This window comes from Cupriavidus basilensis OR16, assembly GCF_000243095.1.
Classification (GTDB): Bacteria; Pseudomonadota; Gammaproteobacteria; order Burkholderiales; family Burkholderiaceae; genus Cupriavidus; species Cupriavidus basilensis_D.
On record NZ_AHJE01000044.1, the window covers coordinates 199,476 to 224,778 of the forward strand.

Here is a 25,303-nt window from a genome sequence, read left to right on the forward strand (position 1 = left end):
ATCAGAGGCTGCGCAGCGCTCGGGCGCAGATGCGGCGGGTGGCGGCGGGCGGGTCGCCTCGCAGCCAGTGCTCGCACAGGCTGCGCACCCAGTCGGGACAGTCCTTGGCCGCATCGTTGAGCCAGTTGGCCACCGAGTCCTGTACATAGGCCGAGGGGTCGGCCTTCAACGCGTCCAGCAGCGGCAGGGCTTGCGCCGGCTGCTTCTTCAGCGCGGCGATGTGCGTGCACCACACCCCGCGCGGGCGCAGCGCCTCGGTGGCGAAACGGCGCAGCCGTTCGGACGGCGATGCGGTCCAGCCGGCAAGCAGCGCGATGCTGGTGTCCAGGTCCGCCGCGAGATGCGGCCGCACCGCCATCCAGGCCCATTCGCGCACGCCGAAATGCGGGTCGTCGGCCAGCGCCCGGATGGCCGCGAGGCGCTGGTTCAGGTTCAGGTCCAGGCCCGGCTGCATGCCGGCCATGAAGCAGGCCCAGCCGCGCACGGTATCCGATGGATGCCCCTGGCAACGTGCGATACCCGCGGCGCCAAGCTGCGCCGTGAGGATGGCGCCGATGCTGGCCATGCGCTTGAGAATGCCGAGCTGGCTGGCGGCCTCGGCTTGCCGGATGGCGGTGGGCGGGAGCTTGGGAAACACCGCGCGCATCAGCGTGACCTGGTTCAACGCCAGGCATTCGGTGAGCGTGGCGCTTTGCAGCTCACCACGCTCCAGCGCGGCCAGGATGTCGGCGGCAATGTCCGCCGCCCGGCTCGCGCCCTTGCGTGTTGCCGGCCGGGCTGCTGACGGGCTCATGCCGGATCTCCCGGCGCGCCATGGCGCTTGGCCATGCCCGCGGAAACCTTGCCTAGCAGGCCGTCTAGCAAGGCGCGCTCCTGTGCGGACAGGTCACAGAACAGGCTGGCGATCCAGCGGCCATGCGCGTCGAACACCGTCTTGGCGACTTGCTTGCCCCGGCGGGTGAGCCGGATGGTCAAGGCACGCCGGTCTGTGGTGTCGGCATGGCGCTCGATCAGCGCCTCGCGCTCCAGCCCGTCCAGCAGGCCGGTGATGGTGGCGCGCGTGACGCCGGCCTGGCTGGCGAGCGTATTGGGCGCCAGCCCGTCATCGGCCGCGTTCAGCAGGAACAACAGCACGAAACGGCCTTCGGTGAGGCCATGCGGAGCCAGCAGCGCAGCGCAGTCGCGGTCAATCGTGGCGGCCAGCGACAGTGCCCGGAAGCACAGCTGGATGCTGTCCAGATCGGGCAACCGGCGTCGTTCGGCTTCGTTGAGCAGGGCGACGTATTTCTGTTCGAGTGCTTGCATAGTGGCGCCATATTATATGGCGCCTAACTAGTTGGCAAGGGCGCTGCCCGCGGCCTTCAGGGCAAGTCGGTCGGCCAGCAGCACAATGGCGGCCCCGATCACCGTGGCTGCCACGCGGTCCATCAGCATGCCGCTGTCGGCCGGCTGGCTCGCGCCCATGATCATCACCATCAGCGGGGTCATGACTGCCGAGTAGGCCAGGTAGTTGCGCAACCGCAGCAGTAGCCGCATGCCCGCCAGCCATCCCGCGTTGAACGCTAGCACCCAGTAAGGGAGCTGGTGGCCCAGCAGCAAGCTCGCGCCAAGCACGCCGAGCAGGGTGCCGGCCACGCGCTGCGTGGTCTTCACGGCGATGCCCTCGGGCTGCCGCTGCAGCAGGATCGCCACGCTCAGCGCGATCCATTCGAAGTGATGGCCCGGGAACAGCCAGCGCAGCACGCAGGCGCTGCCCAGGCCGAGCGTCAGCCGCAACGTGTACTGCCATCCGGCCCACTGCGATAGGGTGCGCCGCCATCGCCGCAGGCGTTGCGCCGTGGTGGGCATCGGCAAGGGCGTGCCCGGCTGCGGCGGCGCTTTGGCCCCGGGCGCGATGAGCAGGCACAGCAGGCAGGTCCAGAGCGCGCCGGCCAGCGTGAGCAGGAGAAATCCTGCCCGATGCGGCGCGGCGCTTGCCGCGCCTGTGGCGATGATCAGGAACAGGATGAAGCGCGTGGCCGCGATCGCCAGCGGGCGGCTGTAGCCGCTGATGCTGGCCGCCGCGCCGGCCAGCAAGAGGACGATGACATCGGTCAGGGCGCCGCGGCCTGCCGCGACGGCCGCGATGGCCGCGGCAGCGGCAACCGGCGCAAGCACGGTTGCCAGCGGCTTGATGCGGGGTTCGTTCCGCGCGTCGATGCCGGATCCGGCGACCGCCCCGGCGCCGATCGCCAGGCTGCCGAGCGCGGCGGCCTGGCCAAGCGCGATCTGCCCGGCAGCGCCGGCCAGCAGCAGCGGCATGCCCATGCCCAGGGCTGCCGCGAGCATCTCGCGCGGATGCACCTGCGCGCCGGCCGCCCAATGGATGGCCTTGGCAAGATGGGTCTTTTCGCTCAATGTCCGCCCCCGTGATTGCGGGACTCCGTCGCCAGGAAATCTCGTGGCGCCCGGCCCAGCGCGCGCCGGAACATGGTGGAGAAGGCGCCGGCATTGGCATAGCCGGTTTCGGCCGCCACGTGCGCAAGCGGCTTGCCACGGCTCATCAGGTCCACGGCGTGCGCGAGCCGCAACTGCTGGCGCCAGGCGGCAAAGCTGGTGCGCAGCTCGGTGCGGAACAGCCGCGCCAAGGTGCGCTCGCTGGCGCCCGTCAGTTCGGCCCATTGCGCCAGGCTCAGTGCCGAGCCGGGCTGCTCCATCAAGGCATCGCACAGCGCTTTAAGGCGGCGGTCGGTGGGCAGGGCCAATCCCGGCCAGAGCGTGGGGCCGCCCGCAATTCCTCGAGCAGCAAGGCGGCGCTTAACTGGCGCCGGCGCGCGGACAAGCGGGCGCATCGGTCAGCGCCACCATCAGGTTGCGCATCAGCGCCGACACTTCCACGACCGCGCAGGTGGTGAGCGACAGGGGCGCCGCCGCGGGCAGCACGTAGCAGGCATGTAGCGCCGCGTCGCCCAGCGTGACCACCTCGTGCTCCACATCCGGCGGAATCCACACCGCGCGCATGGTCGGTACCACCCAGGTGGTGCCGGCCGCGGTCACGCGGATGCTGCCCCGCGAGGGGAAGGACACCTGCCCCCAGGCATGCCGATGGCGGCGAATGATCGCGTTGGGCGGCGGCAGGCGCAGGTGCACGATGACGGGCTGCTCGGCGGTAGGCTGGGTCAGCGGAACGGGCTGGTAGGTGGTGCGTGGCATCTGTATTGGCGCAGTGTCGGCGCTGCTCGGGCGCGCGTTTCGGGTGTGGCTGGCATTCGTAAGAAATTGCCCGCGAAGTGTAACCCGGCCAGATGGCCGCGCCCTACGATGGCGCTCATCGCATGGCACCATGGAGTTCCCTCGCATGAGCAATACCAGTCAGCCCGGCTTGCCGCCCCCGGCCAGTATTCCCGTCAGTCCCTCCGCCTCCAAGGCGCCCCCGGCCGCTGGCCCCGCCGCGGGCAAGCTATCGGACAGCGTGCGCGCCGCCACGGTCATCGCCCTGTGCGTGGCGGCGGTATGGCTGGCGGGCCGCGCCACCGGCGCACCCGGCGGCCTGCTGCTGGCGGCGGCGCTGGTGCTTTCCACCGTGTGCTGCTGGGCGCTGGGCGTGCTGCCCGAGCCGGCTACGACGCTGCTGTTCTTCCTGTGCGCCGTCGTGCTGCACGTGGCGCCGGCCTCGGTGGTGTTCTCGGGCTTTGCCTCCACCGCGTGGTGGCTCATGTTCGGCGGCGCGGTGACAGGCGTGGCCTTGCGCCAGACCGGGCTGGCGCAGCGGCTGGCGGCCATCATCTTTCGTGGCCGGGTGGGCAGCTATCGCCAGGTGATCGGCACCGTGGCGGTGAGCGCCGTGGGGCTGGCGTTCCTGATGCCGTCGACCACCGGACGCGTGCTGCTGCTGATGCCGATCGTGCTGGCGCTGGCCGACCGGCTAGGCTTCGCGCCCGGCTCCAACGGCCGCATCGGCATGGTGCTGACGGTGGCCGCCGCCAGCTACATGCCGCCCACCACCATCCTGCCGGCCAATATCCCGAACAGCGTGCTGCTCGGCGCGGCCAGCTCGCTGTACGGCGTCAACCTGAGCTATGGCAGTTATCTCCTGCTGCATTTCCCCATCCTCGGCTTGCTGAAGACCGTGATGCTGGTCTGGCTGGTCTGCCGCATGTTTCCGGAGCATGGGCCGATCGCGGCGCTGGCCCGCGAGCAAGCGAGCGCGCCGAGCCGCCAGGAAAAGTGGCTGGCGGTCATCCTGGCGCTGGCCGTGGCCGGGTTTGCCACGGACACGCTGCACGGCGTCTCGCCGGCCTGGATCTCGCTGGCCGCGTGCATCGTCTGCCTGCTGCCCGGCGTGGGCCTGGTTTCCTCGCGCATGCTGGCCGAGCAGGTGCACCTCACGCCCCTGATCTATGTGGCCGGCTTTCTCGGCCTGGGCGCGGTGGTGGAATCCACCGGGCTGGGGACCGCCATCAGCACGGCGCTGCTGCGCTGGCTGCCTCTTTCGCCGGGGCATACCGCCTCCAATGTGGCCGCGCTCGGCGCGGTCGGGGCGAGCCTGGGGCTGATGACGACGCTGCCCGGATTGCCGGCCGTGCTCGCGCCGCTGGCCAAGCAGCTGGCGCAGGCCACGGGTTTGTCGCTGGAAGCCGTGTTGATGTTGCAGGTCCCCGTGTTCTCCACGGTGTTCTTCCCCTACCAGTCGCCGCCCATCGTGATTGCCATGCAGCTCGGCGGCGTGGGGCTGCGCGACGGAACCCGCCTATGCCTGGCGCTGGCCGCGCTGACCTTGCTGGTGCTGCTGCCGCTGGACTACTTCTGGTGGCGGTTGCTGGGCTACCTGCCGTGAACTGGCCGCCAGCAAGCTTGCGCCAACTGAGGCATGATCTCGGCCTTCGACTTCTGGTTAACCCCCAGTCCCAGGCAGACGGGCATGCGGGTAAGCCGAGCGCCACTGTAGAAGGCAATGATGACGACAAGAGCGGACTGCGCGCCGCAAGCGCAAGCGAGCCCGGTGGGCGGCGCAAGCTGGATGACCCTGCTGCTGGCCACCGCCTGCGGGCTGATCGTCGGGCTGAGCTCGGTGGCGGCGCAGGTCCTGGTGCCGTTTGCCGCGCACCTCGCGCCTGAGCACGCGCGCGGGCGTGTCGTCGGCAACGTCATGAGCGGCCTGATGCTGGGCATCATGCTGGCCCGCCCGGTCGCAAGCCTGGTTGCCGACCTGTGGGGCTGGCATGCCATCTTCGCGGGCTCGGCCGTGGGCATGGCGCTGCTCGCCGCCGTGCTCATGCGGTTGCTGCCGGATCGCCGCCCGGCGCCCGCGGTGCGCTATGGCGCGCTGCTCGCGTCCATGTGGCGGTTGCTGTGCGCGCAGCCCGTGCTGCGCCGGCGGGCGGCCTACCAGGCGTGCATGTTCGGGGCATTCAGCCTGTTCTGGACCACCGTGCCCCTGTGGCTGGCCGGCCCTGAGTTCGGCCTGAGCCAGAAGGGCATCGCGCTGTTCGCGCTGGCCGGCGTGGCGGGCGCGGTGGCCGCGCCCATCGCCGGGCGCCAGGCCGATCGCGGCCATGGCCAGGGCATGACGATGTTCGCCATGTTGCTGGCTGCCGGCTCGTTTGTGCTGGGCCAGGCCGGCACGCCCGGCTCGCCCCTGGCCCTGGCGGCGCTGACGATTGCCGCCATCGCGCTGGATTTTGGCGTGGCGGCCAACCTGGTCGTGGGCCAGCGCGCCATCTTTGCGCTGGGCGCGGCCTATCGCAGCCGCCTGAACGGGCTGTTCATGGCCATTTTCTTCACCGGCGGCGCGGTGGCTTCGGCCGTCGGGGCATGGGCCTTCGCCCTGGGCGGCTGGACGCTCACCAGCTGGATCGGCTTCGGCTTGCCGGCAATGGCTGGCCTGTACTTCGCAACGCAGCGGCGGCTCGCAGGCGTGCCGCGGCACTGATCCCGGATCGCCTGGGGCAAAGAGCGCGTCCAGCGCTTTTTTTTCGCGCGGCGACCTGGTCCATCGATGCTCCCGTACTTCAGCCAGTACTTTTTTTTGCGTTCCGGGGCAAATGACTGTATTTCCTGTCAACCGGACGTATTACTATTCGTTACCAAATATTACGCGGTGGAAACAACTAGCCCGGCGGCCCCCCACGCCGCCGTGCGTGCCGTGTGATCCAGGCCAAGCCTGGCCGCCAACCTGCCACCGTCGTGGTGGGCGCGGAGGTTCTGAACGTAAGCGCAGCACCACAAGACCGGGTACCGGCTTTGCTGCATCGGGAACAGGGGAGCGTCAAGTGGTGCAAGGACCAATCTCGAGCCTTCAATGGCTGTCGGGGATGAGTGGCAGGGGATTATTTTACGATCTCGGGCCATTTTTCTATTTTCGCTATCTGGCGACGCTCACGGCGTTGTCGGCGTTTTGCTACCCGCCGGGCGGCAAACGATGGATTTTCAAGCGTTTCAAGTTGATTTGCCGCTCTGCATTCCGCTTTGCCGCGGTGCGCAGCTGGCTGCAGGCGGTGGACTCCTGCGCGCTGATGCAGCGCGTGGCCATGGCCAAGCCCTCACTGCTCGAGCGTCCGTATCGTCCGCTGGGCGCATTTGGCCTGAGCTTTCGCGAGCGCATGCGCACGGTGCTGGAGCACTACCGGGCCATGAGCACGCTGGTGCCGCTGGCGCTGAGCGAACGCGTCTACGTGGGCGGCGGGCTCGCGTGGGCGATGGGCGACGGCCGCTATACGCTGCGCCTGGCGGATTCCGGCCCGAACCCCAAGGAGGGCGAACTGGCCTTCTATTGGCTGGATACGGCCAGCGGCGTCTGCCTGAGCCAGCTCAGCTTCTACCTGGCGCAAGGCAAAGGCGGCACGGAGATTTTCGTCGGGGGCCTGCAAGGCCCCATGGGTGAGAACAGCCGCGACCTGATCCGCGAATCCACCAAGGCGTGCGAAGGCTTGCGTCCCAAGGACGCGGTGATGGAGGCCCTGCTCGGCTTTGCCGCCGCGCTTGGGGTGCAGCGTATCGTGGGTGTCAGCAAGAAAAATCACGTTGGGCGCCAACGCTACACCCCGCGCGAGATCCGCAGCGACTACGAGGGCTTCTGGATGGAGTCCGCCGGCCAGCCAATGCCTTGCGGCAATGTCGAGATGCCGGTCAACCAGCCGCGCCGCGATGTGATGGAGCTGCCGTCCAAGAAGCGCTCGGCGTACCGCCGCAAGCTGGCCCAGGTAGAGGCGATCCATGCGGCCGTGCGCGAGTGGTTCGCGGCGCCCGCCGTGCCGCATGCAACAACCCCCGCGCCTGCCCTGATGCAAGTCATTGCGCCGGCCGGCGCGGAGCCGCTCGCGGCTTAAGGAGGGCGGCGAAGGGAGGGCGGCGGCAGGCCGCCATGGCGGCGCACAAAAAAGCGCGGGCTTCGGCCCGCGCTTTTTTTCGCGCCGGGATTGCAGTAAACCCTAGTAGTCTAGGTTTATAGACCTTATTAAAGTAAGCCACTTCCAGCCGGCGATGACACGCCGGCACCCCGTCAGTTCTCGCAGTCGCTGCGTGGCTCCCGCCGATGATGCCCAATCCAGCTTTCACCGCCTTGCCCGCCTCCAGCGATCTCCTGTCCCGCAGCCGCCAGCCGGTCTACCTCCAGCTCGCCACGATCTTCCGCCGCCATATCGAGAGCGGCGAGTGGCGCCAGGGTGCGCGCATTCCGTCGCTCGAGCAGCTTTGCCGCGAATTCGGCGTGGCGCGCATGACCATGCATCACGCGCTCTCCATGCTCGACGAAGAAGGCCTGCTGACCCGCGAGCGCGGGCGCGGTACGTTCGTCAAGGCAGGCTGCCGCGAGCGCCGCGCCATGATGCTGCCGGTGAGCTGGGACCAGGTGGTGGCGATCGGCGAGCAACTCGATACCGAGGCGCTGTCCGAGTCCGACGGCACCGTGACTCTGCCGGACGAGCTAGGCATGCCTTGCGCCGCGGCGCGCGCGCCGGGCTATCACTTCCTGCGGCGCCTGCACCGGATCGAGCAGCGCCCGTTCGCGCTGGGCGAGGTCTATATCGAGGCCAGCGTGTTTGCCCGTGAGCCGGAAGCGTTCCGCCACGGGCCCTCGGTGCCGGTGCTCGACCGTTTCCCCCAACTGAAAGTCACGGCCGCCAGGCAGCGCTTGTCGATCATCGCGGCGGGCGCGGAATCGGCCGCTCGGCTGGCTTTGCCCGTTGGCGCGCCGGTGGCCGAGTTGCGGCGCTACGCCTGTGTCGATGGCGTGATCGTCTATTACGCGCGCATCGAGTTCCCGAGCGAGTTCGTATGCCTGGATTTCGACCTGCTCGCGCACGGCGCGGGCGCCACCCCGGCACGCCGCTCACGCAGTCCTGACTAGCCCAACCCGAACCCATCCCCGAACCCATCCCCCAACGCGCCAAATGGAAAAGAACAAGATGCCGAATACCGACCGCAACCCAGGAGCCCCTGCCAGCCATGGAGACAACGGGCAGGGCGAGATGAACGGCGCCGAGAGCCTGGTCAAGACCCTGCTGGCTTGCGGCGTGGACACCTGCTTTGCCAACCCCGGCACCAGCGAGATGCACTTCGTGGCCGCGCTCGACCGTATCCCGGGCATGCGTTGCGTGCTGGGCCTGTTCGAAGGCGTGGTGACCGGGGCGGCCGACGGCTACGCGCGCATGGCCGACAAGCCGGCGGCCACGCTGCTGCATTGCGGCCCGGGCCTGGCCAATGGCCTGGCCAACCTGCACAATGCGCGCCGCGCGCAGACGCCGGTGATCAACATCGTGGGCGACCAGGCCACTTACCACCGTCCGTTCGACGCGCCGCTGACGGCCGACACCGAAGGCTGGGCGCGCCCCGTCTCGGTCTGGACCCGCACCGCCACGGATGCCGCGTCGGTCGGCGCCGACGCCGCCACGGCGGTGCAGGCCGCGTGCGCGCCCCCGCGGGGTCGCCAGCCTGATCCTGCCCTCGGATGTCTGCTGGGACGCAGGTGGCAAGGTGGGCGTGCCGCTGGCGCCGCTGCCCGTGCCCAAGGTCTCGCCCGACGCCATCCAGCAGGCCGCGCGCGTGCTGCGCTCGGGCCAGCCCACGCTGATCGTGCTGGCCGGCACCGCGCTGCGCGAAGCGCCGCTGGCCGATGCGCACCGCATCGCCGCCGCCACCGATGCGCGCCTGATCACGCCGATGTCCAACGCGCGCGTGTCGCGCGGCCGCGGCCGCTTCAACGTGGATCGGGTGCCTTATTCCGGCGACGTGGCGCGCGACAAGCTGGCGGGCATCCGCAACATCATCCTGGTGGGCGCGCCGCCGCCGGTGACATTCTTCGCCTACCCGGGCAAGTCGCCGCGCCCGTATCCGGAAGATGCTGAAATCCATGTGCTGGCCCGTCCGGAACAAGACCTGGCCGAAGCGCTGGCGCGCCTGGCCGACGAGCTGGGCGCACCCATGGTGTCGGTGCCGGCTTCAGTCGCTTCGCGAGGGATCGCCAAGGGCGCGGTGACCTCCGAGGCGGTCGCGCAGACGCTGACCGCACTGCTGCCCGAGCAGGCCATCGTGGTGGAAGAGAGCGTGAGCTTTGGCCGTGCCTTCTACCCGGGTACCGTGCATGCCGCGCCGCATGACTGGTTGCAACTCACCGGCGGTGCCATCGGCGATGGGTTGCCGCTTGCCACTGGCGCGGCTGTTGCCGCGCCGGGGCGCCGTGTTGTCGCGTTGCAGGCCGATGGCTCCGGCATGTACACGCTGCAATCGCTGTGGACGATGGCGCGGGAGAAGCTTGACGTTACCGTGGTGATCCTGGCGAACCGGAAGTATGCGATTTTGCTGGGTGAGCTGGCTGGGGTCGGGGCCAATCCGGGCAAGACCGCGCTGGATATGCTGGATATCGGCAATCCCGATCTTGACTGGGTACAGCTGGCTAACGGGATGGGGGTGGAGGCTGCGCGGGCTGAGGACATGGAGCGGTTTGCTGAGTTGTTCAGCATGGCTAATGTCAGGCGGGGGCCGTTTGTTATTGAGTTGGTGATTTGAGGGGGGATGTAGGTTAATGGCAGCTGCAACTGCAACTGCTTAACGTCAAGGGCAACCCCTCGTCGCCGGACGAAAAGAGCGGCCGGAGGCCAAACTCGCATCGCCTTAAGGCGATACTCAAACATGGCCTCCTCGTTTCCGCTCTTTTCGCCCGACGACGAGGCGCCCCATAACGGGAGAGGAAAGGCAGACGGCTCGCTGCGCATCGCGCTCGGGTTATTTGCGCCCGGGGGCGCAAATAACGGCTAAGCCGAATGGTGTTTTGATCCCACTGGTTCCGTTGTGTTTCCCGCCTGGGGGCGGGAAACACGGCTACACGGGGTTGATGTTCCAATTCTCCCGCTGGTTTGCCCGGCCCGGGCTTACGCCGCCATTACCTCGCCATACCGCTGCACATGAAAATCACTGTCACCCAGCAACGGGTCGATCATCGTCAGCCGCTTGAAGTAGTCCCCAACCGCCAGTTCGTCCGTCATGCCCATCCCGCCGTGCAGCTGCACGGCTTGCTGACCGACGAAGCGGCCGGCCTTGGCTACCGTGACCTTGGCGGCGCTGAGCATGCGGCGGCGTTGGGCGGGGTCGGTTTCGTCCAGCGCCTGGGCGGCCACATAGGCCATCGATAGCGCCAGTTCCTTTTGCACGAGCATGTCGGCCATCCGGTGCTGCAGCGCCTGGAATACGGCCAGCGGCTTGCTGAACTGCTGTCGCGTGCGCAGGTATTCGGCGGTGATCTCGATCAGTTTTTCCATGGCGCCGGCGGCTTCGGCGCATAGCGCGGCGATGCCGTGGTCGATGCCGTGGAGCAGGGCCGGCAGGCCGTCGGCTGCGTTGCCGATCATGGCGCTGGCGTCCACGGTGACACCCTGGAGGGTGAGGTCGGCGGCGCGCAGGCTGTCCATGGCGGGATAGCCGCGCACGGTGAGCCCGGCCGCGTTGCCGGGTACCAGGAACAGGGCTAGCTCGTTGCTGCCGCTGACGCGGGCGCTGAGCAGGAAAGCATCGGCGGCTTCGCCGTGCCAGGCCAGGCTCTTGTTGCCGTTGAGGACGTAGCCGTCGCCCTTGCGCTCGGCGCTGGCGCGCGCGGTCTCGGGGCGGTAGCGGGTGGTGGGTTCCAGGTAGGCGAGGGTGACCACGCGTTCGCCGGCGGCGATGGCGGGCAGCCAATCGTTTTTCTGGGTGGCGCTGCCGTAGGCGCTCAGCACGGCGGTGGCCATCACGGCGGTGGGCGTGACAGGTTCCAGCACCAGGCCGCGGCCCAGTTCGCGCTGCACCACCAGCTGGCTGGCGGCGCTTTCGCCGAATCCGCCGAATTCGCCGGGCACGGTCAGGCCGAGCACGCCCATTTCGGCTAGCTGCGCCCAGGTGGCGCGGTTGAAGCTGCCGCCGCCGCGGGCGCTCTTGCGGCGTTTCTCGAAGGTGTATTCGGTATCGATGAAGCGGCGCAGGCTGTCCGCCAGCATCTGCTGTTCTTCGCTGTAGTTGAAGTCCATGGCTGTGCTTGTTCCGTCAATGCTCTCAGAAACCGAGGATCATCTTGGAGATGATGTTCTTCTGTACTTCGGTGGTGCCGCCGTAGATCGATGTCTTGCGCATGTCGAAGTACGTGGACGCGGCGGGCGCGGCCCAGGCCGGGGCGTGCAGCGGTGCGTCGGCTGGCGGCGCTTCGCCGGCTTCGAGCCAGCGCGGGGAGTATGGCCAGGCATTGGGGCCGGCCACTTCCATCTGCAGCATGGCGAGGTCCTGCTGGATCTCGGAGCCACGGATCTTGACGATAGAGGCTTCCGGGCCCGGGCCACGGCCGGCGTCCTGCGTGGCTACGCGCAGCAGCAGCATTTCCAGCGCCATGATGTCCATCTCGATGCGGGCGATCTTGTCGCGCATGCGCACGTCGTCGATCAGCGGGCGGCCGGCGCCGTCGGTGGCTTGCGCGGCGTAGTGCTTGAGCTGGCGCAGCTCGCGGTTGCAGTGGCCGATGCCGGCGATGCCGGTGCGCTCGTGGCCAAGCAGGTACTTGGCATAGGTCCAGCCGCGGTTCTCCTCGCCCAGCAGGTTGCCCACCGGCACTTCCACATCCTCGAACCACACCTCGTTGACGTCGTGGCCGCCGTCGAGCGTGACGATCGGGCGCACCGTCACGCCCGGCGTCTTCATGTCGATCAGCAGCATCGAGATGCCTTCCTGCGGCTTGGACTCGCTGTCGGTGCGCACCAGGCAGAAGATCCAGTCGGCGAAGTGCGCCATTGTCGTCCAGGTCTTCTGGCCGTTGACGATATAGCGGTCACCCTGGCGCACGGCGCGTGTCTTGAGCGAGGCCAGGTCGGAGCCGGAACCGGGCTCGGAGTAGCCTTGGCACCAAAAATCTTCCACCGTGGGGATGCGCGGCAGGAAGCGTTCCTTGTGCTCCTGGCTGGCGTACTTCATCAGCACCGGGCCGATCATGGTCAGGCCGAAGGGCAGCATGCGCGGCGCGCCCGCACGGAACGCCTCGATCTCGAAGATCAGGCGCTGCAGCGCGTTCCAGCCCGTGCCGCCCCATTCCGTGGGCCAGGTAGGCGCGCCCCAGCCGCGCGCGTGCAGGATGCGGTGCCAGCGCACGTAGTCATCCTTCTCCACGCGCTGGTGAGCCAGCACCTTGTCGCGGATATCCGCGGGCAGGCTGGCCTGCACGAAACTCCGAACTTCTTCGCGGAACGCTTGTTCCGCCGCGCTGAAACGCAGGTCCATCTGTTTGTCCCCTCGGTTGGGAAGGCTGGCCGCGGCCGGCCGGCTGTTTGAGTCGTTGCAAGGATTCTATGGGTGGCGGGGCATTCGCTTCTTCCGCAATGACAAAGCCGTCCTTTCGCGCTTGCGAACCGATGGACACCGCAAGCCTGCCGCCTGCAAGCGCACATGCCGGGCAGAACACGGCCTTAGCCAAATCCAAATGGCACGCCGTTGCCGCCTGCCCCACACTGGCGCAGTTGCATCGCAGCACAAAACAATTCACGCCGAGGAGACAGGCGATGTCCCGCTGGACCACACGTTGCACCCGATGGCTCGCCCTGTGCGGCTGGCTGGCGGCCACGGCAAGCGCTTTCGCCGCCTATCCGGACAAGCCCGTCCGGCTGGTGGTGCCCTTCCCGCCGGGTGGCGCCACCGACCTGCTTGCGCGTGAGGTCAGCCATGCACTATCCGTGCGGCTCGGCCAGTCGGTTGTGATCGAGAACCGGCCCGGCGCGGGCGGCAACATCGCCGCCGTGGCGGTGGCGCGTGCGCCGGCCGATGGCTACACCTTGCTGTTCGGCACCTTTGGCTCGCTGGCCGTCAACAAGAGCCTGTACGACAAGCCGGGCTACGACCCGCTCAAGGATTTCGCGCCGGTGGCCTCGGTGGCCTACCTGCCCAACGTGCTGGTGGTCCATCCTTCCGTCCCGGCCCGTAACGTGGCCGAGCTGCTGGCGCTCGCACGGCGCGAGCCCGGCAAGTTGACCTACGGCTCCTTTGGCAACGGCTCATCGTCGCACCTGGCCGGCGAGCTCTTCACCCACATGGCGGGCGTGCGCATCGACCACGTGCCGAACAAGGGCAACGCCCCGGCCATGACCGACCTGATCGGGGGGCGCCTGACCATGATGTTCGACAGCGTTTCCACTGCGTTGCCGTACGTGCGCGACGGCCGCGTGCGCGCGCTGGCCGTGACCACCGCCAAGGCATCCGAACAGTTGCCCGGCGTGCCGCCGCTGGCCGCCGCCGGTGTGCCTGGCTATGAGCTGACGGCCTGGTTCGGCGTCGTGGCGCCGGCCAATACGCCGCCGGCCATCGTCGAACGCCTCAACGCCGAGATCGTGGCCTCGCTCGCGCAGCCCGAGCTGGCGGCGCGGCTGGCAAGCCAGGGCACGGTGCCCTTTCCTTCGACCCCGGCGCAGTTCGGCACCTATATGCGCACCCAGTACCAGAAGTGGGACGGCCTGATCAAGTCAGCGAACATCCATCTGGATCAGTGAGTTCGTCCTTCCCTGGCGTTGCAAAGAAAAGCCCGTCCGGTTCCAACCTCATCACCTGCCAGCATCATGTCTTCTTTTCGCCCCGAGTTCATCCACGACATCCCCCGGCACTGGGCCGAGCAATCGCCCCAGGCGCCTTGCCTGTATGAGGCCAGCGGCGTGCTCAGCTACGGCACGCTGTGGCAGCGCATCACCGCCACCCGCGACTGGCTGGCCGCGCAGGGCGTAGGGCAGGGCGACCGCGTGATGGTGGTGGGCGAGAACTGCGCCGAGATGGTGGTGATGCTGTTCGCCTGCAGTGCGCTGCACGCCTGGCCGATCCAGGTCAATGCGCGGCTGTCGCCCCGCGAGATCGACGGCATCCGCGCGCATGCGCAACCCTTGCTGACGTTCTTCACCAACCATGTCTCCGACGTAGCCGCGGCGCACGCGAAACGGCTCGGCGCGCAGCCCACCGATTGCGTGGCACTCGATTCCGGCTTCGCCAGCTTGCGTGCCCAGGAGGCGCCGCCGCGCGTGAGCGCCGCCGAGGCGCGGGACGTGGCCACGCTGATCTATACCTCCGGCACCACCGGCGCGCCCAAGGGCGTGATGGTGCCGCACGCCGGCCTGACCATCTTCGCGCGGATCTCGGCGGCCTCGCGCAATCTCGGGCCCGCCGACATCGCCTACGGCGCGCTGCCGCTGTCGCATATCTTCGGCATCGCCACCGTGCTGATGGCCACGCTGTACGCGGGCGCCAGCCTGGTGATGCGGCCGCGCTTCGATGCGGCGGACGTATTTGCCGCGCTGGAATCCCCCGGCGTCACCATGCTGCAAGGCGTGCCCACCATGTTCACGCGCATCATGGCGGTGGCGCGGGAGTCTGCGCAGGGTGTCACCGGCGCCACGGCGTTTCCCCGCCTGCGCTATCTCTACACCGGCGGCGCGCCGCTCGACCCCACGCTCAAGCGCGACACCGAGGCGTGGTTCGGCCAGCCGCTGCATCATGGCTACGGCATCACGGAGTACGCGGGCTCGCTGTTCATCACGCGCATGGATGCGCCCCGCGCCGATTGCTCGGCCGGCTACATCGTCGAGGGCGTGGAGATCCGTATCACCAGTGAGGCGGGCGAGCCGATGCCCGTGGGCGAACGCGGCCAGATCCGTGTGCGCGGCCCGGGCGTGATGCGCGGCTACTTCCGCAACGCCGAGCAGACGGCCGAGGCGCTGTTGCCGGGCGGCTGGCTCAACACCGGCGATCTCGGCTTCCTGGGTGAAGACGGCGCCTTGTTTATCGTGGGCCGCTCCAAGGACCTGATCATCCGCTCGGGCTTCAATGTCTACCCGATCGAGGTGGAATCGGTCATCAACGCCTTCCCCGGCGTGCGCCAGTCCGCCGTGGTCGGGCGCGCTGCCGCCGATGGCAACGAAGAAGTCGTGGCCTTTATCGAAACGCAGCCGGGCGCGGCGCTGGACAGCGCCGCCCTGGAGGCCTACCTGCGGGACAGCCTGGCGCCATACAAGCGGCCCGCGCAGATCCGCGTGATCGAGACCATTCCCACCACCGCCAGCGGCAAGCTGTTGAAGCAGCCGCTGCGCGCCATGCTGGACGGCGCCGCCGTAGCGGCATAACCCCCGGCGGCGGCCGATTCCATGAACGTGCCGCCGCCAGCGCTTCGCCGCGGGTCGAAGCGTTCTCGCAACCAGCGCCACGGCACGCCCGGGCGCTGGCAGGAAATACAAAAAGGAGGAGACAGATGAAGCGATGGATGATGGCCGGCATGCTGCTGGCCCTGGTGCAGGGTACGGCGATGGCGGACAACTACCCCGCACGCCCCGTGAAACTGATCGTGGGCTACGCGCCCGGCGGCCCGGTCGACACGGCCGCGCGCATCTACGCCGACTACCTGGGCCGCACGCTCAAGCAGCCGGTGGTGGTGGACAACCGCGCGGGCGCCAGCGGCGCGATTGCGGCGGACCTGACCGCCAAGGCGGCCCCGGACGGCTACACACTGTACTTCGTGGCCAGCCCCACCATGACCATGACGCCGCTGATCCAGAAGTCGGTGAACTTCAATCCCACCAAGGACTTCTCCTATATCGGCCTGATCACCGATTACACCAACGTGCTGCTGATCAACAAGGATTTCCCCGCCAAGGACGTCAACGAGCTGGTCGAGTATGCGCGCAAGCATCCGGAAGGCGTCAGCTTCGGCTCGGCCGGTGTGGGCGCGTCCAACCATTTGTCCGCCGAGCTGCTCGCGCAGATGGGCGGGGTGAAGATGCTGCACGTGCCGTACAAGGGTAATTCGCCGGCGATGGCCGATGTGATCGGCGGCAAGGTGACCTTCATGTTCGACATCACGGGCACGGCGATCGGGCATATCCAGGGCGGCAAGGTACGCGCGCTGGCAGTGACGTCGAAGACGCGCAATGCGGCGCTGCCGACCGTGCCGACCATGATCGAGTCCGGCATGAAGAACTATGACCTGACTGGCTGGTACGCACTGATCGGCCCGCAGAAGCTGCCAGCCGACGTGGTGGACAAGCTGGTCAAGGCGCAAAAGTCGATCGGCGACGATCCTGCCTTTCAGCAGCGCATGACCCAGGGCGGCTACGACCTCAACATCACCGGCCCGAAGCCGCTGGCCGACCGCATCCAGCGCGAGCTGAAGTTGTGGGGCGGCGTGGTGAAGACAGCCAATATCCAGGTGGATTGAAGCCGCGCCGAGCGCGCAGCATCGTTCGAACAAGAACGCGCCCCGCATGCGGGGCGCGTTTGTCTTGATGGGGCGACGCCAAAGGCGGGCGAGCCGGTATGCGCATTTGAAAACGGTGCCGCTCAACCCGCCGGCACACGCTTGCGCAGCAGGTAGCGCTGCTCACCATCGAGCACCAGCACGCCGTGCTGGTTGTGCACCGTCGAGCGCAAGGTCAGCACCCCCGTTGTGCGGTTAGGCGCCAGCTCGGTGACCTCCAGCGCAGCGTACAACGTGTCGCCCACGTAGACGGGATGCAGGAAGCGGCTGCTCTGGTCAAGAAAGCCCTTCAGCGACGCCTCCACCATATGCGGAAACAGGCCGGCGCCCGCCGCGGTCTGGATCAGCACCTGGTAGCCATGCGCCAGCATGTGCGGCATGCCGTGGGCGCGGCAGTACTCGACATCGTAGTGCACCGGATGGTTGTCGCCGCTGGCAAGCTGGAAGGCGGCGAACAGCGCCTCGGTCATGGTGCGCGAGGGCAGCACGAAGCGCTCACCTGGCGCGAAATCCTCGAAATAACGCTGCTCGCACATGCGGTGGCTACGGGGGTCGAAGGTGGTGGCGGCTTCGGGGCTGGACAGGGAGGGCTTGATGGTCATCGATTGGCAATTCCGGGTTGGGGGGGGCGCAGGGTCAGTCCGCCTTGATGCCCAGCCGCTCCACCAGCGCCTTTTCATACGCGATCTGCTGCATGGCAAAGCGGGTGTAGCCGGCGCTGTCCAGGTACATCAGGTCCTGGTCCTGCCGCTTGAGTGCGGCAAGATGCTGGGGATCTTCCGCGGCGCGCCGCAACGCGTCCTGCAGGATGGCGACGACCTTGGGGTCCATGCCCTTGGGCCCGGCCACGCCGTAGGGCGAGTTCGAGACGATGTCGTAGCCGAGCTCGCGCAGCGTGGGCGCGTCGGGCCAGTGCGGGGAGCGTTGCGCCGTCCACAGGTTGAGCCAGCGCAATTTGCCCGCATCGACCAGCGTGCCGGCGGAGCTGCCGGCCGCGCACAGTTGCACATGGTTGCCCAACAGGGAGTTCAGGCAGTCGGCATCGCCCTTGAAGGGCACGTGGTTGACGGTGAGGTTTTCCTTGGTCACCAGCTCGATCATGGTGATGTGCGGCGAGCTGTACTGGCCCGGCGAGCCGTAGCTCACGCTGCCCGGCCTGGCGCGCGCATCGCGCAGGAAATCGCTCCAGTGCTTCCACGGGGAATTGGCCGGCACCACTACGCCGAAGGTATAGCCGGTGATGCGCGACAGGTAGGTGAAATCGCGTGCCGGGTCAAAGGCGGTCTTCTGGATGAAGGGCTGGCGGAACACGGTCACCGGCATCATCGACAGCGTGTAGCCGTCCGGCTTGGCTTGCCGCAGGACGATCGCGCCCATGGTGCCGGCCACGCCCGGCTTGTTTTCCACCACCACGGTCTGGCCGAGGGCTTTCTGCAAGGCCACGGCAAACTGACGCACCACCACATCGGTGGTGCCGCCCGGCGCATAGGGCACGATCAGCGTGACCGGGCGGGTGGGATAGGTGGGAGCGGACTGCGCCTGGGCGAGCGTGGCGCAGGCTAGAACGATAGCGGCGCTAGCTACGCGCCATGGTGAGCGGACTGCATGCATCGGAAGTCTCCAATTGTGCTATTTCCTTCAATCCCTTCGATCCCGATGTTTTGTTATTGTCACTGCGGTGAATCAGTCCTCCACGACGGCCCATGCCTCCATCGACTGGCCCCCGGCGTCATCGCCGGTCCACAAGGTGAACTTGCCCGGCGTGGCAGCATCGGCTGCGCCGCCTACCGTCACCATGTCGTGGTCGAAGATCGGTGCCAGCCCGCGGAACCCGAAACGGCGCACCGTGGCCCCGGGCAGCTCGCGCGCGAGCAGCTCCAGCGTGAGCATCGCCTGCAGCGGGCCATGCACCACCAGGCCAGGGTAGCCTTCCACGTCGCGCACATAGTCGTGGTCGTAGTGGATGCGGTGGCCGTTGAAGGTGAGCGCGGAGAAACGGAACAGCATGACCGGATCGGCGCGCAGCTGGCGCTGCCATAGCGCCGGCTGCGCCAGGCGCGGACGCGCGGCCAGTGGCTGCCCCGGCTCCGGCATGGCGCGATAGACCAGGTCCTGTCGCTCGGTCAGCGCGACCTCGCCCTCGCCCTCGCCCGTTACGGTGAGCACATGTTCCACGGTGACAAACCACAGCTCCCCGCTGCGGCCGCTCTTGTGCTCGACATTGCGGATGGTGGATGTGCGCGTCACCGTATCGCCCACGCGCAGCGGCTTGCGGAAATCCAGCTCGCCGCCGGCCCACATGCGGCGCGGCAGCGGCACCGGCGGCATGAACCCACCCAGCGCCGGGTGGCCGTCCTGGCCAAGTTCCCGCTGCGGGGCGCGCGGCAGGAAGTAAAGCCAGTGCCACAGCGGCGGCAGCGGGCCGCGCACCAGCGCATCGCCATCGAGGTCGAGCGTGGCCGCGAGCCCGATCACGGGTTCCGGGGAAAGCGTTTCCGTGCGGCTTTCGCTGCGGCCGATCCAGGTACGCAGGGTTTCGAGTTGGGTCATGGCTGGGTCATGGCTGGATGATTGCGGGTTCGGAGCGGGGTTAGCCTGCCAGCGCGAGGATGCGCCGGGCCTGTTCGATGACAGGACGGTCGACCATCTTGCCGTCGACCTGTACCGCGTGGCTGCCGCTGGCGGTGGCGTCCAGTACGCGCTGCGCCCAGTCCAGTTGCTCGGCCGTGGGCAGGAAGCCCGCGCGCACCGCGGCGAGCTGGGCGGGATGGATGCAAAGCTTGGCGGCAAAACCGAGCGCGCGCGAGTGCGCCACGTCGCCGGCCAGCACGGCTTCGTCCTTGAGCGCGGTGGTGACGCCATCCACGGGGGGTGGCAGGCCAGCCACGCGTGACGCCAGCACGATGCGCGAACGCGCCATCAGCAGTGCCTCGCGGGTATGCGCGCAGCCCAGGTCCACGGCGAAGTCCAGCGAACCAAAGGCCAGCCGCGACACGCCTTGCGCGGCGGCGAGCGCATCGATGCCGTGCAGGCCGCGCGCGCTTTCGATGATCGCGACCAGGCGGCCGTGTGGATTTGGCGTCCGGATGCACGGCGTCCTCGAGATCGAGGATCAGCGCGTCCGGCGCGGCGGCCGCGGCCTTGTCGAAGCGCTCTGGCCGGTCGCCCGGCACGAACAGATAGGTAATGGCGGTGGTGACGGTGGTGACAGTGGTGACGGTGGACATGAAGCGAGTCTCGGTAGGATTGGCCGCGTTATTACGCGGCGGGCAGCCAGTCGTTGACGTTCGCCTGTTTTTCCAGCGCCCACACGCGGGCGATGATGGTGCGCATCTCGGCCTCGCTCGCGCCGTGGCGGAACGCGCCCAGTTGCAGCGCCTTGGCTTCGAGTTCTGGGCGCGACAGCGTATTGCCCGGATCGCCCTTGGGCACGTCCACGCGGCCTGGCAGTGTGCGGCCGTCCGTGGTCTTGACCGTGACGCGGCCAATCCACTGGCGCGGATAAGCGGCATTGATCTCGTCGTCGAGCGCCATCTCCACCTTGTCGCGGAAGGCCGCCACCTTGGCATCCTGCAGCGCATGGTCTTCGAACTCGCCCAGGCCGGCGTGCGCGTGCACCGCTACCAGGCCCAGCACCGTGCCCATGGAGAACTTGGCCTGGTGGATGGTCTTGGGGTCGGTCACGGGGCCTAGCACGTCGATGGCGCCCTGGTGCACGTGGGCGGTCACGCTGGCGATCTGGTCGGCGCTGATCTTCTCGCGCAGCATCAGGTCCTTGAGCGCATCGGCAGCCGGGTGCGTGTGGCGGCACGAGGCGAAGAACTTGAACGAGGTCTCGGCGGTGGCCCAGCGCTCGCCCAGGCCGTCGGTCAGGGCGGCCGGGTTGGCGTCGCTGGACATCCCGGCGGCCATGCCCTGCGGGCCTTCCAGGATGCGCTTCGCGCCGGTAAAGCCAGCGCGTGCGATCCAGGCGGACATCAGGCCGTCGGCAGCGGCCTTGGCGGTGTGCAGTTGCTTGGAGTCGGCGGCGTCGCGCAGGAATTCCCACAGGCCGGCGGCCTGCGTGCCGGCTGAGCCGAGCGCCTGGTTGATGCCCTCGGCGTCCATGCCGTAGAGCTTGGCGACAGCGGCGGCTGCCGCCAGCGTGCCGACGGTGCCTGTGGTGTGGAACACGCGATAGTGCGAGCGCCCCATGAATTCGCCGATGCGGATGCCTGCCTCGTAGCCGGCAATGGACGCCAGCAGTACCTCGGCGCCGCTCTTGCCCTCGGCCTGCGCGGCGGCGATCACCGCGGGGAACACCACGGCGGCCGGATGCAGCACCGAGCCGTTGTGCACATCATCTTGCTCCACCACGTGCGAGGACGCGCCGTTGATCAGCGCGGCAAAGTACGGCGACGTGCGGCGGCGGTCGACCAGCATCTCGGCCGGGCCCTGCTGCGGGCCCATGGCGGCGGCAAACTCCTGCAGCTTGCGCACCGCGGGGGCGTCCTTGCCGGCGATGGCGGAGGCGATCCAGTCGAGGAACAGGTCCTTGGTGCGCTCCACCACCTCGGCAGGCACATCGGCCAGCGTGAATCGGGCCAGGAAATCGCACAGCTGGCGGGTGGGGTAGGTGTGGTCAATGGCTTGGCTCATGCCGGCTCCGGACGGTGTTCTGGGTGGTCTTGCGTGGTTGCTGTTCAAATCGTCTTGCTGTCAGTCATCCTGGCAATCTCGTCGGCGCCGTAACCCAGCTCCGCCAGGATGGCCGCGCTATGCGCGCCCAGCGCCGGGATGTCGCCCATCACCGGCTCCACGCCCGACAAGTTGGCCGGCGGCAGCAACGCCCCGATGGGGCCACCGGGGCTGGCCACTTCGCGCCAGCGTCCGCGCGCGGCCAGTTGCGGGTGGTTCCACACGGCCTCGATATCGTTCATGGGCGCGTTGGCGATCTGCGCTTCGTCGAGCAGCCCTTCGACCTGCGTCACCGTCATCGGCGCAAAGCGTGCTTCGATCAGCGCGGTGAGTTCAGTGCGGTTCTTGACGCGCCCCGAGTTGGAGGAGAAGCGCTCGTCCTTGAGCAGCGCCGGCTGCGCCAGCACCTTGTTGCAGAAGGCCTGCCATTCACGCTCGTTCTGCAGGCCGAAGATCACGCTGCCGCCGTCGCCGGTGCGGTGCACGCCATACGGCGCGATGGCCGGGTGCGATGCGCCAAATCGCGCCGGCGCCTTGCCGCCGTAGTGGCCGAAGTACAACGCGTAGTTCATCCACTCGGTCAGCGCCTCCAGCATGGTCACTTCCACGCGCAGGCCCTGGCCGGTGCGCCCGCGCTGCAGCAGCGCGGACAGGATGCCGCTATAGGCGTACATGCCGGCGGCGATATCGGCGATGGAAATGCCCGCGCGCGACGGTTCATCCGCGCTGCCGGTGATGCCGATCAGGCCGGCGGCCGCCTGGATCAGCAGGTCGTACGCCTTCTTGTCGCGATAGGGGCCGGCGTCTCCGTAGCCTGAGATATCGCAGACGATCAGCTTGCCGTAGCGCGGGTGCAGGGTGTCGAAATCCAGCCCCATGCGCGCGGCTGCGCCGGGCGCGAGGTTCTGCACCAGCACGTCGGCGTCGGCCAGCAGGCGGTGCAGCACGGCTTGCGCCTCGTCCTGCTTGAGGTCCAGCGTCAGGCTCTCCTTGCCGCGGTTGAGCCAGACGAAGTGCGAGGCCTGACCCTTGACGGTCTCGTCGTAGCCACGCGCGAAATCGCCCACACCGGGGCGCTCTACCTTGACCACGCGGGCGCCGAGATCGGCCAGCTGGCGCGTGGCGAATGGCGCGGCCACGGCGTGTTCGAGGGAGACAACGCGGATGCCATCGAGCGGGCGGATGCCCTGATGCGTAGCAAGCATGGGGGCGGTCCTCAGAACGAGCGCGGCAGCTCGAGCACGTGCTCGGCCACATACGACAGGATCAGGTTGGTGGAGATCGGTGCCACCTGGTACAGGCGCGTCTCGCGGAACTTGCGCTCGATATCGTATTCGGCGGCAAAGCCGAAGCCGCCATGCGTCTGCAGGCAGACGTTGGCCGCTTCCCACGATGCATCGGCCGCAAGCAGCTTGGAGATGTTGGCTTCCTTGCCGCAGGGCTTGCCGGCGTCGAACAGCGCGGCGGCCTTGTAGCGCATCAGGCTGGCCGCTTCCACGTTCACGTAGGCACGCGCGATGGGGAACTGGATGCCCTGGTTCTGGCCGATCGGGCGGTCGAACACGATGCGCTCGCGCGCATAGGTGCTGGCGCGTTCGATAAACCAGTAGCCATCGCCCACGCATTCGGAGGCGATCAGGATGCGCTCGGCGTTCAGGCCGTCCAGGATGTACTTGAGGCCCTTGCCTTCCTCGCCGATCAGGTTCTCGGCGGGAATCTCCAGGTTGTCGAAGAACAGCTCGTTGGTCTCGTGGTTAACCATATTGCGGATCGGCCGCACCGTCAGGCCCTTGCCGATCGCCTCGCGCAGGTCCACCACGAACACCGACAGCCCCTCGGACTTGCGCTTGACCTGGTCCAGCGGCGTGGTGCGCGCCAGCAGCAGCATCAGGTCCGAATGCTGCACGCGCGAGATCCACACCTTCTGGCCGTTGATGACGTAGCGGTCGCCCTTTTTCACGGCGGTGGTCTTGAGCTTGGTGGTATCGGTGCCGGTGGTGGGCTCGGTCACCGCCATCGACTGCATGCGCAGCTCGCCCGAGGCGATGCCCGGCAGCCAGCGCTGCTTTTGCTCGGTGGAGCCGTGGCGCAGCAGGCAGCCCATCACGTACATCTGGCCGTGGCAGGCGCCGGAGTTGCCGCCGGTGCGGTTGATCTCCTCCATGATGACGGACGCGGCGGTCAGCGGCAGGCCCGAGCCGCCGTACTCCTCGGGGATCAGCGCGGACAGCCAGCCTGCCTTGGTCAGGGCTTGCACGAATTCCTCGGGGAAGGCGTTCTGCTCTTCCACGCGTTGCCAGTAGGCGGAATCGAAGCCGCTGCACAGGGCACGCACGGCTTCGCGGATGTCGGGATACGGCTGGTCGTGCGATGGTTCTGCGAACATGAAAGGGGCCCCGGTGTGGACGTTATATGGACGTTATGGGTTTTAGCTTGCGGCCATTATTCCCGAGGGCCTGCCGTGCGGTAATTCGGATTTGCGAAAGAGCGGCTTAGCGCCCCCGGAAGCAGGCCGGGCCGGCAAGGGAGGCGTGCGGGCGGCGCCGCCCGCGCTTGCCGGCGCCCGGCATGCTTCCGGCCTGCTTCGCCCACCCTTAGGGAAATCCGTATTGCATATGCGTCGCTTTATCGCCACGCTTGCCTGAAACCATGACGCCGCGCGCCCGCACAGGCCGACGCAGGCGAGCCCAAGCCGGCATAGCACGGCCAATTCACCACTTTGGAGACGAGACACATGGCAGGCAGCAAGCAGCAGCGGCACGGGCGGGTCAGCAGCGAACACGCAGCGCGGATGAACCGGGCCCAGGCACCATGGCGCTGGATGGCGCTCGCCGCGCTGGGCGTGGCGGCAGCACTCACCATGCCCACCCCGGCGCGCGCCGCCGATGCCTACCCCGCCAAGCCGATCACCATGGTGGTCCCCTTTGCCGCGGGCGGCCCAACCGACGTGGTGGCGCGCACCATGGCCGCGGCCATGTCCAAGACCCTGGGGCAGAGCGTGGTGGTGGAAAACCGGCTCGGCGCCGGCGGCACCGTCTCCGCCGCCTACGTGGCCAAGGCCGCGCCGGACGGCTACACGATCCTGATCCACCACAACGGCATGGCCACCGCACCGGCGCTGTACAGCAAGCTCCCTTACAAGCCGCTGACGGATTTCAGCTTTGTCGGCCAGGTGGCCGACGTGCCCATGACCCTGCTCGGCCGTCATGACTTGCCAGCCCAGACGTTGCCTGAGCTGATTACCTACATCCGCCAGAACCAGGGCAAGGTCAACCTGGCCAATGCCGGGCTGGGCGCGGTCTCGCAGCTGTGCGGCATGCTGTTCCAGAAAGCCATCGGCGTGGAGCTCACCGCCATTCCCTACCAGGGCACCGCCCCCGCGATGACCGCCCTGCTGGGCAGCCAGGTCGATATCCTGTGCGACCAGACCACCCAGACCCTGCCGCATATCAAGGCCGACAAGGTCAAGCTCTACGGCGTCACCACCACCACGCGCATCAAGGCATTGCCTGACACCGCCACACTGGCCGAGAGCGGGCTCAAGGGCTTCGAGGTCAAGGTCTGGCACGGCATCTACGCCCCGCACGGCACGCCGCCGGAGGTCATCGACCGGCTCAACGGTGCCCTGCGCGCCGCCCTGAAGGATCCGGCGGTGGCGGCGCGGCTGGCTGACCTTGGGGCCGAGATCGTGCCGCAGGAGAAGCAGACGCCGGAGGGCCTGCGCACGTGGCTGAAGGCCGAGATCGAGAAATGGTCGCCGATCATCAAGGCGGCGGGGGTGAAGGCGGATTGAGGGAGACGCGCCCCTCGGCGCAGGGGCGGGATCGCAGCATTGCAAAGGTAGTAAGATTTCCGGATCACTGAGCCACCGCGGGCCAGTCGGCTGAAGCCGATCGCGCCAGCACCGGCTCTTCCCAA

Annotated in this window: 21 protein-coding genes and 2 pseudogenes; 9 read left to right on the top strand and 14 right to left on the bottom strand. The window is 68.0% G+C overall.

The genetic code is table 11. The features are described from left to right. Window position 1: 1 nt before the first annotated feature. Genes OR16_RS41385 through OR16_RS45890 form a run of 5 tightly spaced genes read right to left on the bottom strand, consistent with a single transcriptional unit; the run spans window position 2 to window position 3,192 of the window. A complete protein-coding gene (locus tag OR16_RS41385) occupies window positions 2–793 on the bottom strand; it encodes a DNA alkylation repair protein (RefSeq protein ID WP_081488804.1) in 792 nt (263 codons plus the stop codon). Next, on the bottom strand, window positions 790–1,305 hold the full coding sequence (locus tag OR16_RS17145; RefSeq protein ID WP_006159206.1) for a MarR family winged helix-turn-helix transcriptional regulator: 516 nt from the start codon (window positions 1,303–1,305) through the stop codon (window positions 790–792). Before OR16_RS17145 ends, OR16_RS41385 begins: the two co-directional genes overlap by 4 nt. Before the next feature lie 27 nt (window positions 1,306–1,332). Then, a complete protein-coding gene (locus OR16_RS17150) occupies window positions 1,333–2,397 on the bottom strand; it encodes an FUSC family protein (RefSeq protein ID WP_006159207.1) in 1,065 nt (354 codons plus the stop codon). Beyond that, entirely contained in the window at window positions 2,394–2,831 is a 438-nt protein-coding gene (locus tag OR16_RS45885; protein WP_237717088.1) for a helix-turn-helix domain-containing protein, read from the bottom strand. The genes OR16_RS17150 and OR16_RS45885 overlap by 4 nt, the downstream gene beginning before the upstream one ends. Then, complete coding sequence (locus OR16_RS45890) at window positions 2,797–3,192, bottom strand: AraC family ligand binding domain-containing protein (RefSeq protein ID WP_237717089.1); 396 nt, start codon at window positions 3,190–3,192, stop codon at window positions 2,797–2,799. Before OR16_RS45890 ends, OR16_RS45885 begins: the two co-directional genes overlap by 35 nt. Window positions 3,193–3,337: 145 nt before the next feature. Between OR16_RS45890 and OR16_RS17160 the strand changes: the two genes are divergently transcribed. The 5 genes and pseudogenes from OR16_RS17160 to OR16_RS17180 all read left to right on the top strand — a co-directional run bounded on the left by OR16_RS17160 (window position 3,338) and on the right by OR16_RS17180 (window position 9,984). Continuing rightward, window positions 3,338–4,816 carry an SLC13 family permease gene (locus OR16_RS17160; protein ID WP_006159208.1) on the top strand — a complete coding sequence of 493 codons (1,479 nt, stop codon included), beginning with the start codon at window positions 3,338–3,340 and terminating at the stop codon, window positions 4,814–4,816. A gap of 117 nt (window positions 4,817–4,933) precedes the next feature. Beyond that, on the top strand, window positions 4,934–5,911 hold the full coding sequence (locus OR16_RS17165; protein WP_237717090.1) for an MFS transporter: 978 nt from the start codon (window positions 4,934–4,936) through the stop codon (window positions 5,909–5,911). A 382-nt stretch (window positions 5,912–6,293) separates the two neighbouring features. Then, window positions 6,294–7,307 carry a VirK/YbjX family protein gene (locus OR16_RS17170; RefSeq protein ID WP_081488801.1) on the top strand — a complete coding sequence of 338 codons (1,014 nt, stop codon included), beginning with the start codon at window positions 6,294–6,296 and terminating at the stop codon, window positions 7,305–7,307. A 206-nt stretch (window positions 7,308–7,513) separates the two neighbouring features. After that, window positions 7,514–8,326, top strand: a complete 813-nt coding sequence (locus OR16_RS17175; RefSeq protein WP_006159211.1) for a GntR family transcriptional regulator — start codon at window positions 7,514–7,516, stop codon at window positions 8,324–8,326. 121 nt (window positions 8,327–8,447) lie between these two features. Next, window positions 8,448–9,984 (top strand): annotated as a pseudogene (locus tag OR16_RS17180) (acetolactate synthase large subunit). 362 nt (window positions 9,985–10,346) lie between these two features. Here the strand turns inward: OR16_RS17180 and OR16_RS17185 are convergent. Together OR16_RS17185 and OR16_RS17190 are read right to left on the bottom strand one after the other, a co-directional pair. After that, complete coding sequence (locus OR16_RS17185; RefSeq protein ID WP_006159213.1) at window positions 10,347–11,474, bottom strand: acyl-CoA dehydrogenase family protein; 1,128 nt, start codon at window positions 11,472–11,474, stop codon at window positions 10,347–10,349. Between the two features lie 25 nt (window positions 11,475–11,499). Further along, a complete protein-coding gene (locus tag OR16_RS17190) occupies window positions 11,500–12,708 on the bottom strand; it encodes an acyl-CoA dehydrogenase family protein (RefSeq protein ID WP_006159214.1) in 1,209 nt (402 codons plus the stop codon). A gap of 278 nt (window positions 12,709–12,986) precedes the next feature. Between OR16_RS17190 and OR16_RS17195 the strand changes: the two genes are divergently transcribed. The 3 genes from OR16_RS17195 (at window position 12,987) to OR16_RS17205 (ending at window position 16,669) form a co-directional block, all read left to right on the top strand. Beyond that, the gene (locus OR16_RS17195) at window positions 12,987–13,967 is read left to right on the top strand and encodes a tripartite tricarboxylate transporter substrate binding protein (protein WP_006159215.1); all 981 of its coding nucleotides are present in this window, start codon (window positions 12,987–12,989) and stop codon (window positions 13,965–13,967) included. 66 nt (window positions 13,968–14,033) lie between these two features. Continuing rightward, the gene (locus OR16_RS17200; protein WP_006159216.1) at window positions 14,034–15,581 is read left to right on the top strand and encodes a class I adenylate-forming enzyme family protein; all 1,548 of its coding nucleotides are present in this window, start codon (window positions 14,034–14,036) and stop codon (window positions 15,579–15,581) included. 125 nt (window positions 15,582–15,706) lie between these two features. Further along, window positions 15,707–16,669: a Bug family tripartite tricarboxylate transporter substrate binding protein gene (locus tag OR16_RS17205; protein ID WP_006159217.1), complete on the top strand. Its 963-nt coding sequence runs from the start codon at window positions 15,707–15,709 to the stop codon at window positions 16,667–16,669. A 122-nt stretch (window positions 16,670–16,791) separates the two neighbouring features. Here the strand turns inward: OR16_RS17205 and OR16_RS17210 are convergent, their stop codons facing one another. From OR16_RS17210 to OR16_RS17240, 7 genes and pseudogenes are all read right to left on the bottom strand, one after another. After that, window positions 16,792–17,310 carry a MaoC family dehydratase gene (locus OR16_RS17210; protein WP_006159218.1) on the bottom strand — a complete coding sequence of 173 codons (519 nt, stop codon included), beginning with the start codon at window positions 17,308–17,310 and terminating at the stop codon, window positions 16,792–16,794. 34 nt (window positions 17,311–17,344) lie between these two features. Next, window positions 17,345–18,319: a tripartite tricarboxylate transporter substrate binding protein gene (locus OR16_RS17215; RefSeq protein WP_006159219.1), complete on the bottom strand. Its 975-nt coding sequence runs from the start codon at window positions 18,317–18,319 to the stop codon at window positions 17,345–17,347. Between the two features lie 72 nt (window positions 18,320–18,391). Continuing rightward, entirely contained in the window at window positions 18,392–19,258 is an 867-nt protein-coding gene (locus OR16_RS17220) for an FAS1-like dehydratase domain-containing protein (RefSeq protein ID WP_006159220.1), read from the bottom strand. A gap of 40 nt (window positions 19,259–19,298) precedes the next feature. Then, window positions 19,299–19,935 (bottom strand): annotated as a pseudogene (locus OR16_RS17225) (HpcH/HpaI aldolase/citrate lyase family protein). Between the two features lie 31 nt (window positions 19,936–19,966). Then, on the bottom strand, window positions 19,967–21,346 hold the full coding sequence (locus OR16_RS17230) for an MmgE/PrpD family protein (protein ID WP_006159222.1): 1,380 nt from the start codon (window positions 21,344–21,346) through the stop codon (window positions 19,967–19,969). A gap of 44 nt (window positions 21,347–21,390) precedes the next feature. Next, a complete protein-coding gene (locus OR16_RS17235) occupies window positions 21,391–22,590 on the bottom strand; it encodes a CaiB/BaiF CoA transferase family protein (protein ID WP_006159223.1) in 1,200 nt (399 codons plus the stop codon). An 11-nt stretch (window positions 22,591–22,601) separates the two neighbouring features. Beyond that, on the bottom strand, window positions 22,602–23,771 hold the full coding sequence (locus tag OR16_RS17240; protein WP_006159224.1) for an acyl-CoA dehydrogenase family protein: 1,170 nt from the start codon (window positions 23,769–23,771) through the stop codon (window positions 22,602–22,604). Window positions 23,772–24,176: 405 nt separating this feature from the next. Between OR16_RS17240 and OR16_RS17245 the strand changes: the two genes are divergently transcribed. Continuing rightward, on the top strand, window positions 24,177–25,178 hold the full coding sequence (locus OR16_RS17245) for a tripartite tricarboxylate transporter substrate-binding protein (protein WP_043420130.1): 1,002 nt from the start codon (window positions 24,177–24,179) through the stop codon (window positions 25,176–25,178). Window positions 25,179–25,303 lie beyond the last annotated feature (125 nt).

What these genes read in the sequence shown, in the direction of transcription:
- OR16_RS41385 (WP_081488804.1), bottom strand. Translation starts at nt 793, where the DNA reads ATGAGCCCGTCAGCAGCCCGGCCGGCAACACGCAAGGGCGCGAGCCGG.
- OR16_RS17145 (WP_006159206.1), bottom strand. Translation starts at nt 1,305, where the DNA reads ATGCAAGCACTCGAACAGAAATACGTCGCCCTGCTCAACGAAGCCGAA.
- OR16_RS45885 (WP_237717088.1), bottom strand. Translation starts at nt 2,831, where the DNA reads ATGCGCCCGCTTGTCCGCGCGCCGGCGCCAGTTAAGCGCCGCCTTGCT.
- OR16_RS45890 (WP_237717089.1), bottom strand. Translation starts at nt 3,192, where the DNA reads ATGCCACGCACCACCTACCAGCCCGTTCCGCTGACCCAGCCTACCGCC.
- OR16_RS17160 (WP_006159208.1), top strand. Translation starts at nt 3,338, where the DNA reads ATGAGCAATACCAGTCAGCCCGGCTTGCCGCCCCCGGCCAGTATTCCC.
- OR16_RS17165 (WP_237717090.1), top strand. Translation starts at nt 4,934, where the DNA reads ATGATGACGACAAGAGCGGACTGCGCGCCGCAAGCGCAAGCGAGCCCG.
- OR16_RS17170 (WP_081488801.1), top strand. Translation starts at nt 6,294, where the DNA reads ATGAGTGGCAGGGGATTATTTTACGATCTCGGGCCATTTTTCTATTTT.
- OR16_RS17175 (WP_006159211.1), top strand. Translation starts at nt 7,514, where the DNA reads ATGATGCCCAATCCAGCTTTCACCGCCTTGCCCGCCTCCAGCGATCTC.
- OR16_RS17185 (WP_006159213.1), bottom strand. Translation starts at nt 11,474, where the DNA reads ATGGACTTCAACTACAGCGAAGAACAGCAGATGCTGGCGGACAGCCTG.
- OR16_RS17190 (WP_006159214.1), bottom strand. Translation starts at nt 12,708, where the DNA reads ATGGACCTGCGTTTCAGCGCGGCGGAACAAGCGTTCCGCGAAGAAGTT.
- OR16_RS17195 (WP_006159215.1), top strand. Translation starts at nt 12,987, where the DNA reads ATGTCCCGCTGGACCACACGTTGCACCCGATGGCTCGCCCTGTGCGGC.
- OR16_RS17200 (WP_006159216.1), top strand. Translation starts at nt 14,034, where the DNA reads ATGTCTTCTTTTCGCCCCGAGTTCATCCACGACATCCCCCGGCACTGG.
- OR16_RS17205 (WP_006159217.1), top strand. Translation starts at nt 15,707, where the DNA reads ATGAAGCGATGGATGATGGCCGGCATGCTGCTGGCCCTGGTGCAGGGT.
- OR16_RS17210 (WP_006159218.1), bottom strand. Translation starts at nt 17,310, where the DNA reads ATGACCATCAAGCCCTCCCTGTCCAGCCCCGAAGCCGCCACCACCTTC.
- OR16_RS17215 (WP_006159219.1), bottom strand. Translation starts at nt 18,319, where the DNA reads ATGCATGCAGTCCGCTCACCATGGCGCGTAGCTAGCGCCGCTATCGTT.
- OR16_RS17220 (WP_006159220.1), bottom strand. Translation starts at nt 19,258, where the DNA reads ATGACCCAACTCGAAACCCTGCGTACCTGGATCGGCCGCAGCGAAAGC.
- OR16_RS17230 (WP_006159222.1), bottom strand. Translation starts at nt 21,346, where the DNA reads ATGAGCCAAGCCATTGACCACACCTACCCCACCCGCCAGCTGTGCGAT.
- OR16_RS17235 (WP_006159223.1), bottom strand. Translation starts at nt 22,590, where the DNA reads ATGCTTGCTACGCATCAGGGCATCCGCCCGCTCGATGGCATCCGCGTT.
- OR16_RS17240 (WP_006159224.1), bottom strand. Translation starts at nt 23,771, where the DNA reads ATGTTCGCAGAACCATCGCACGACCAGCCGTATCCCGACATCCGCGAA.
- OR16_RS17245 (WP_043420130.1), top strand. Translation starts at nt 24,177, where the DNA reads ATGAACCGGGCCCAGGCACCATGGCGCTGGATGGCGCTCGCCGCGCTG.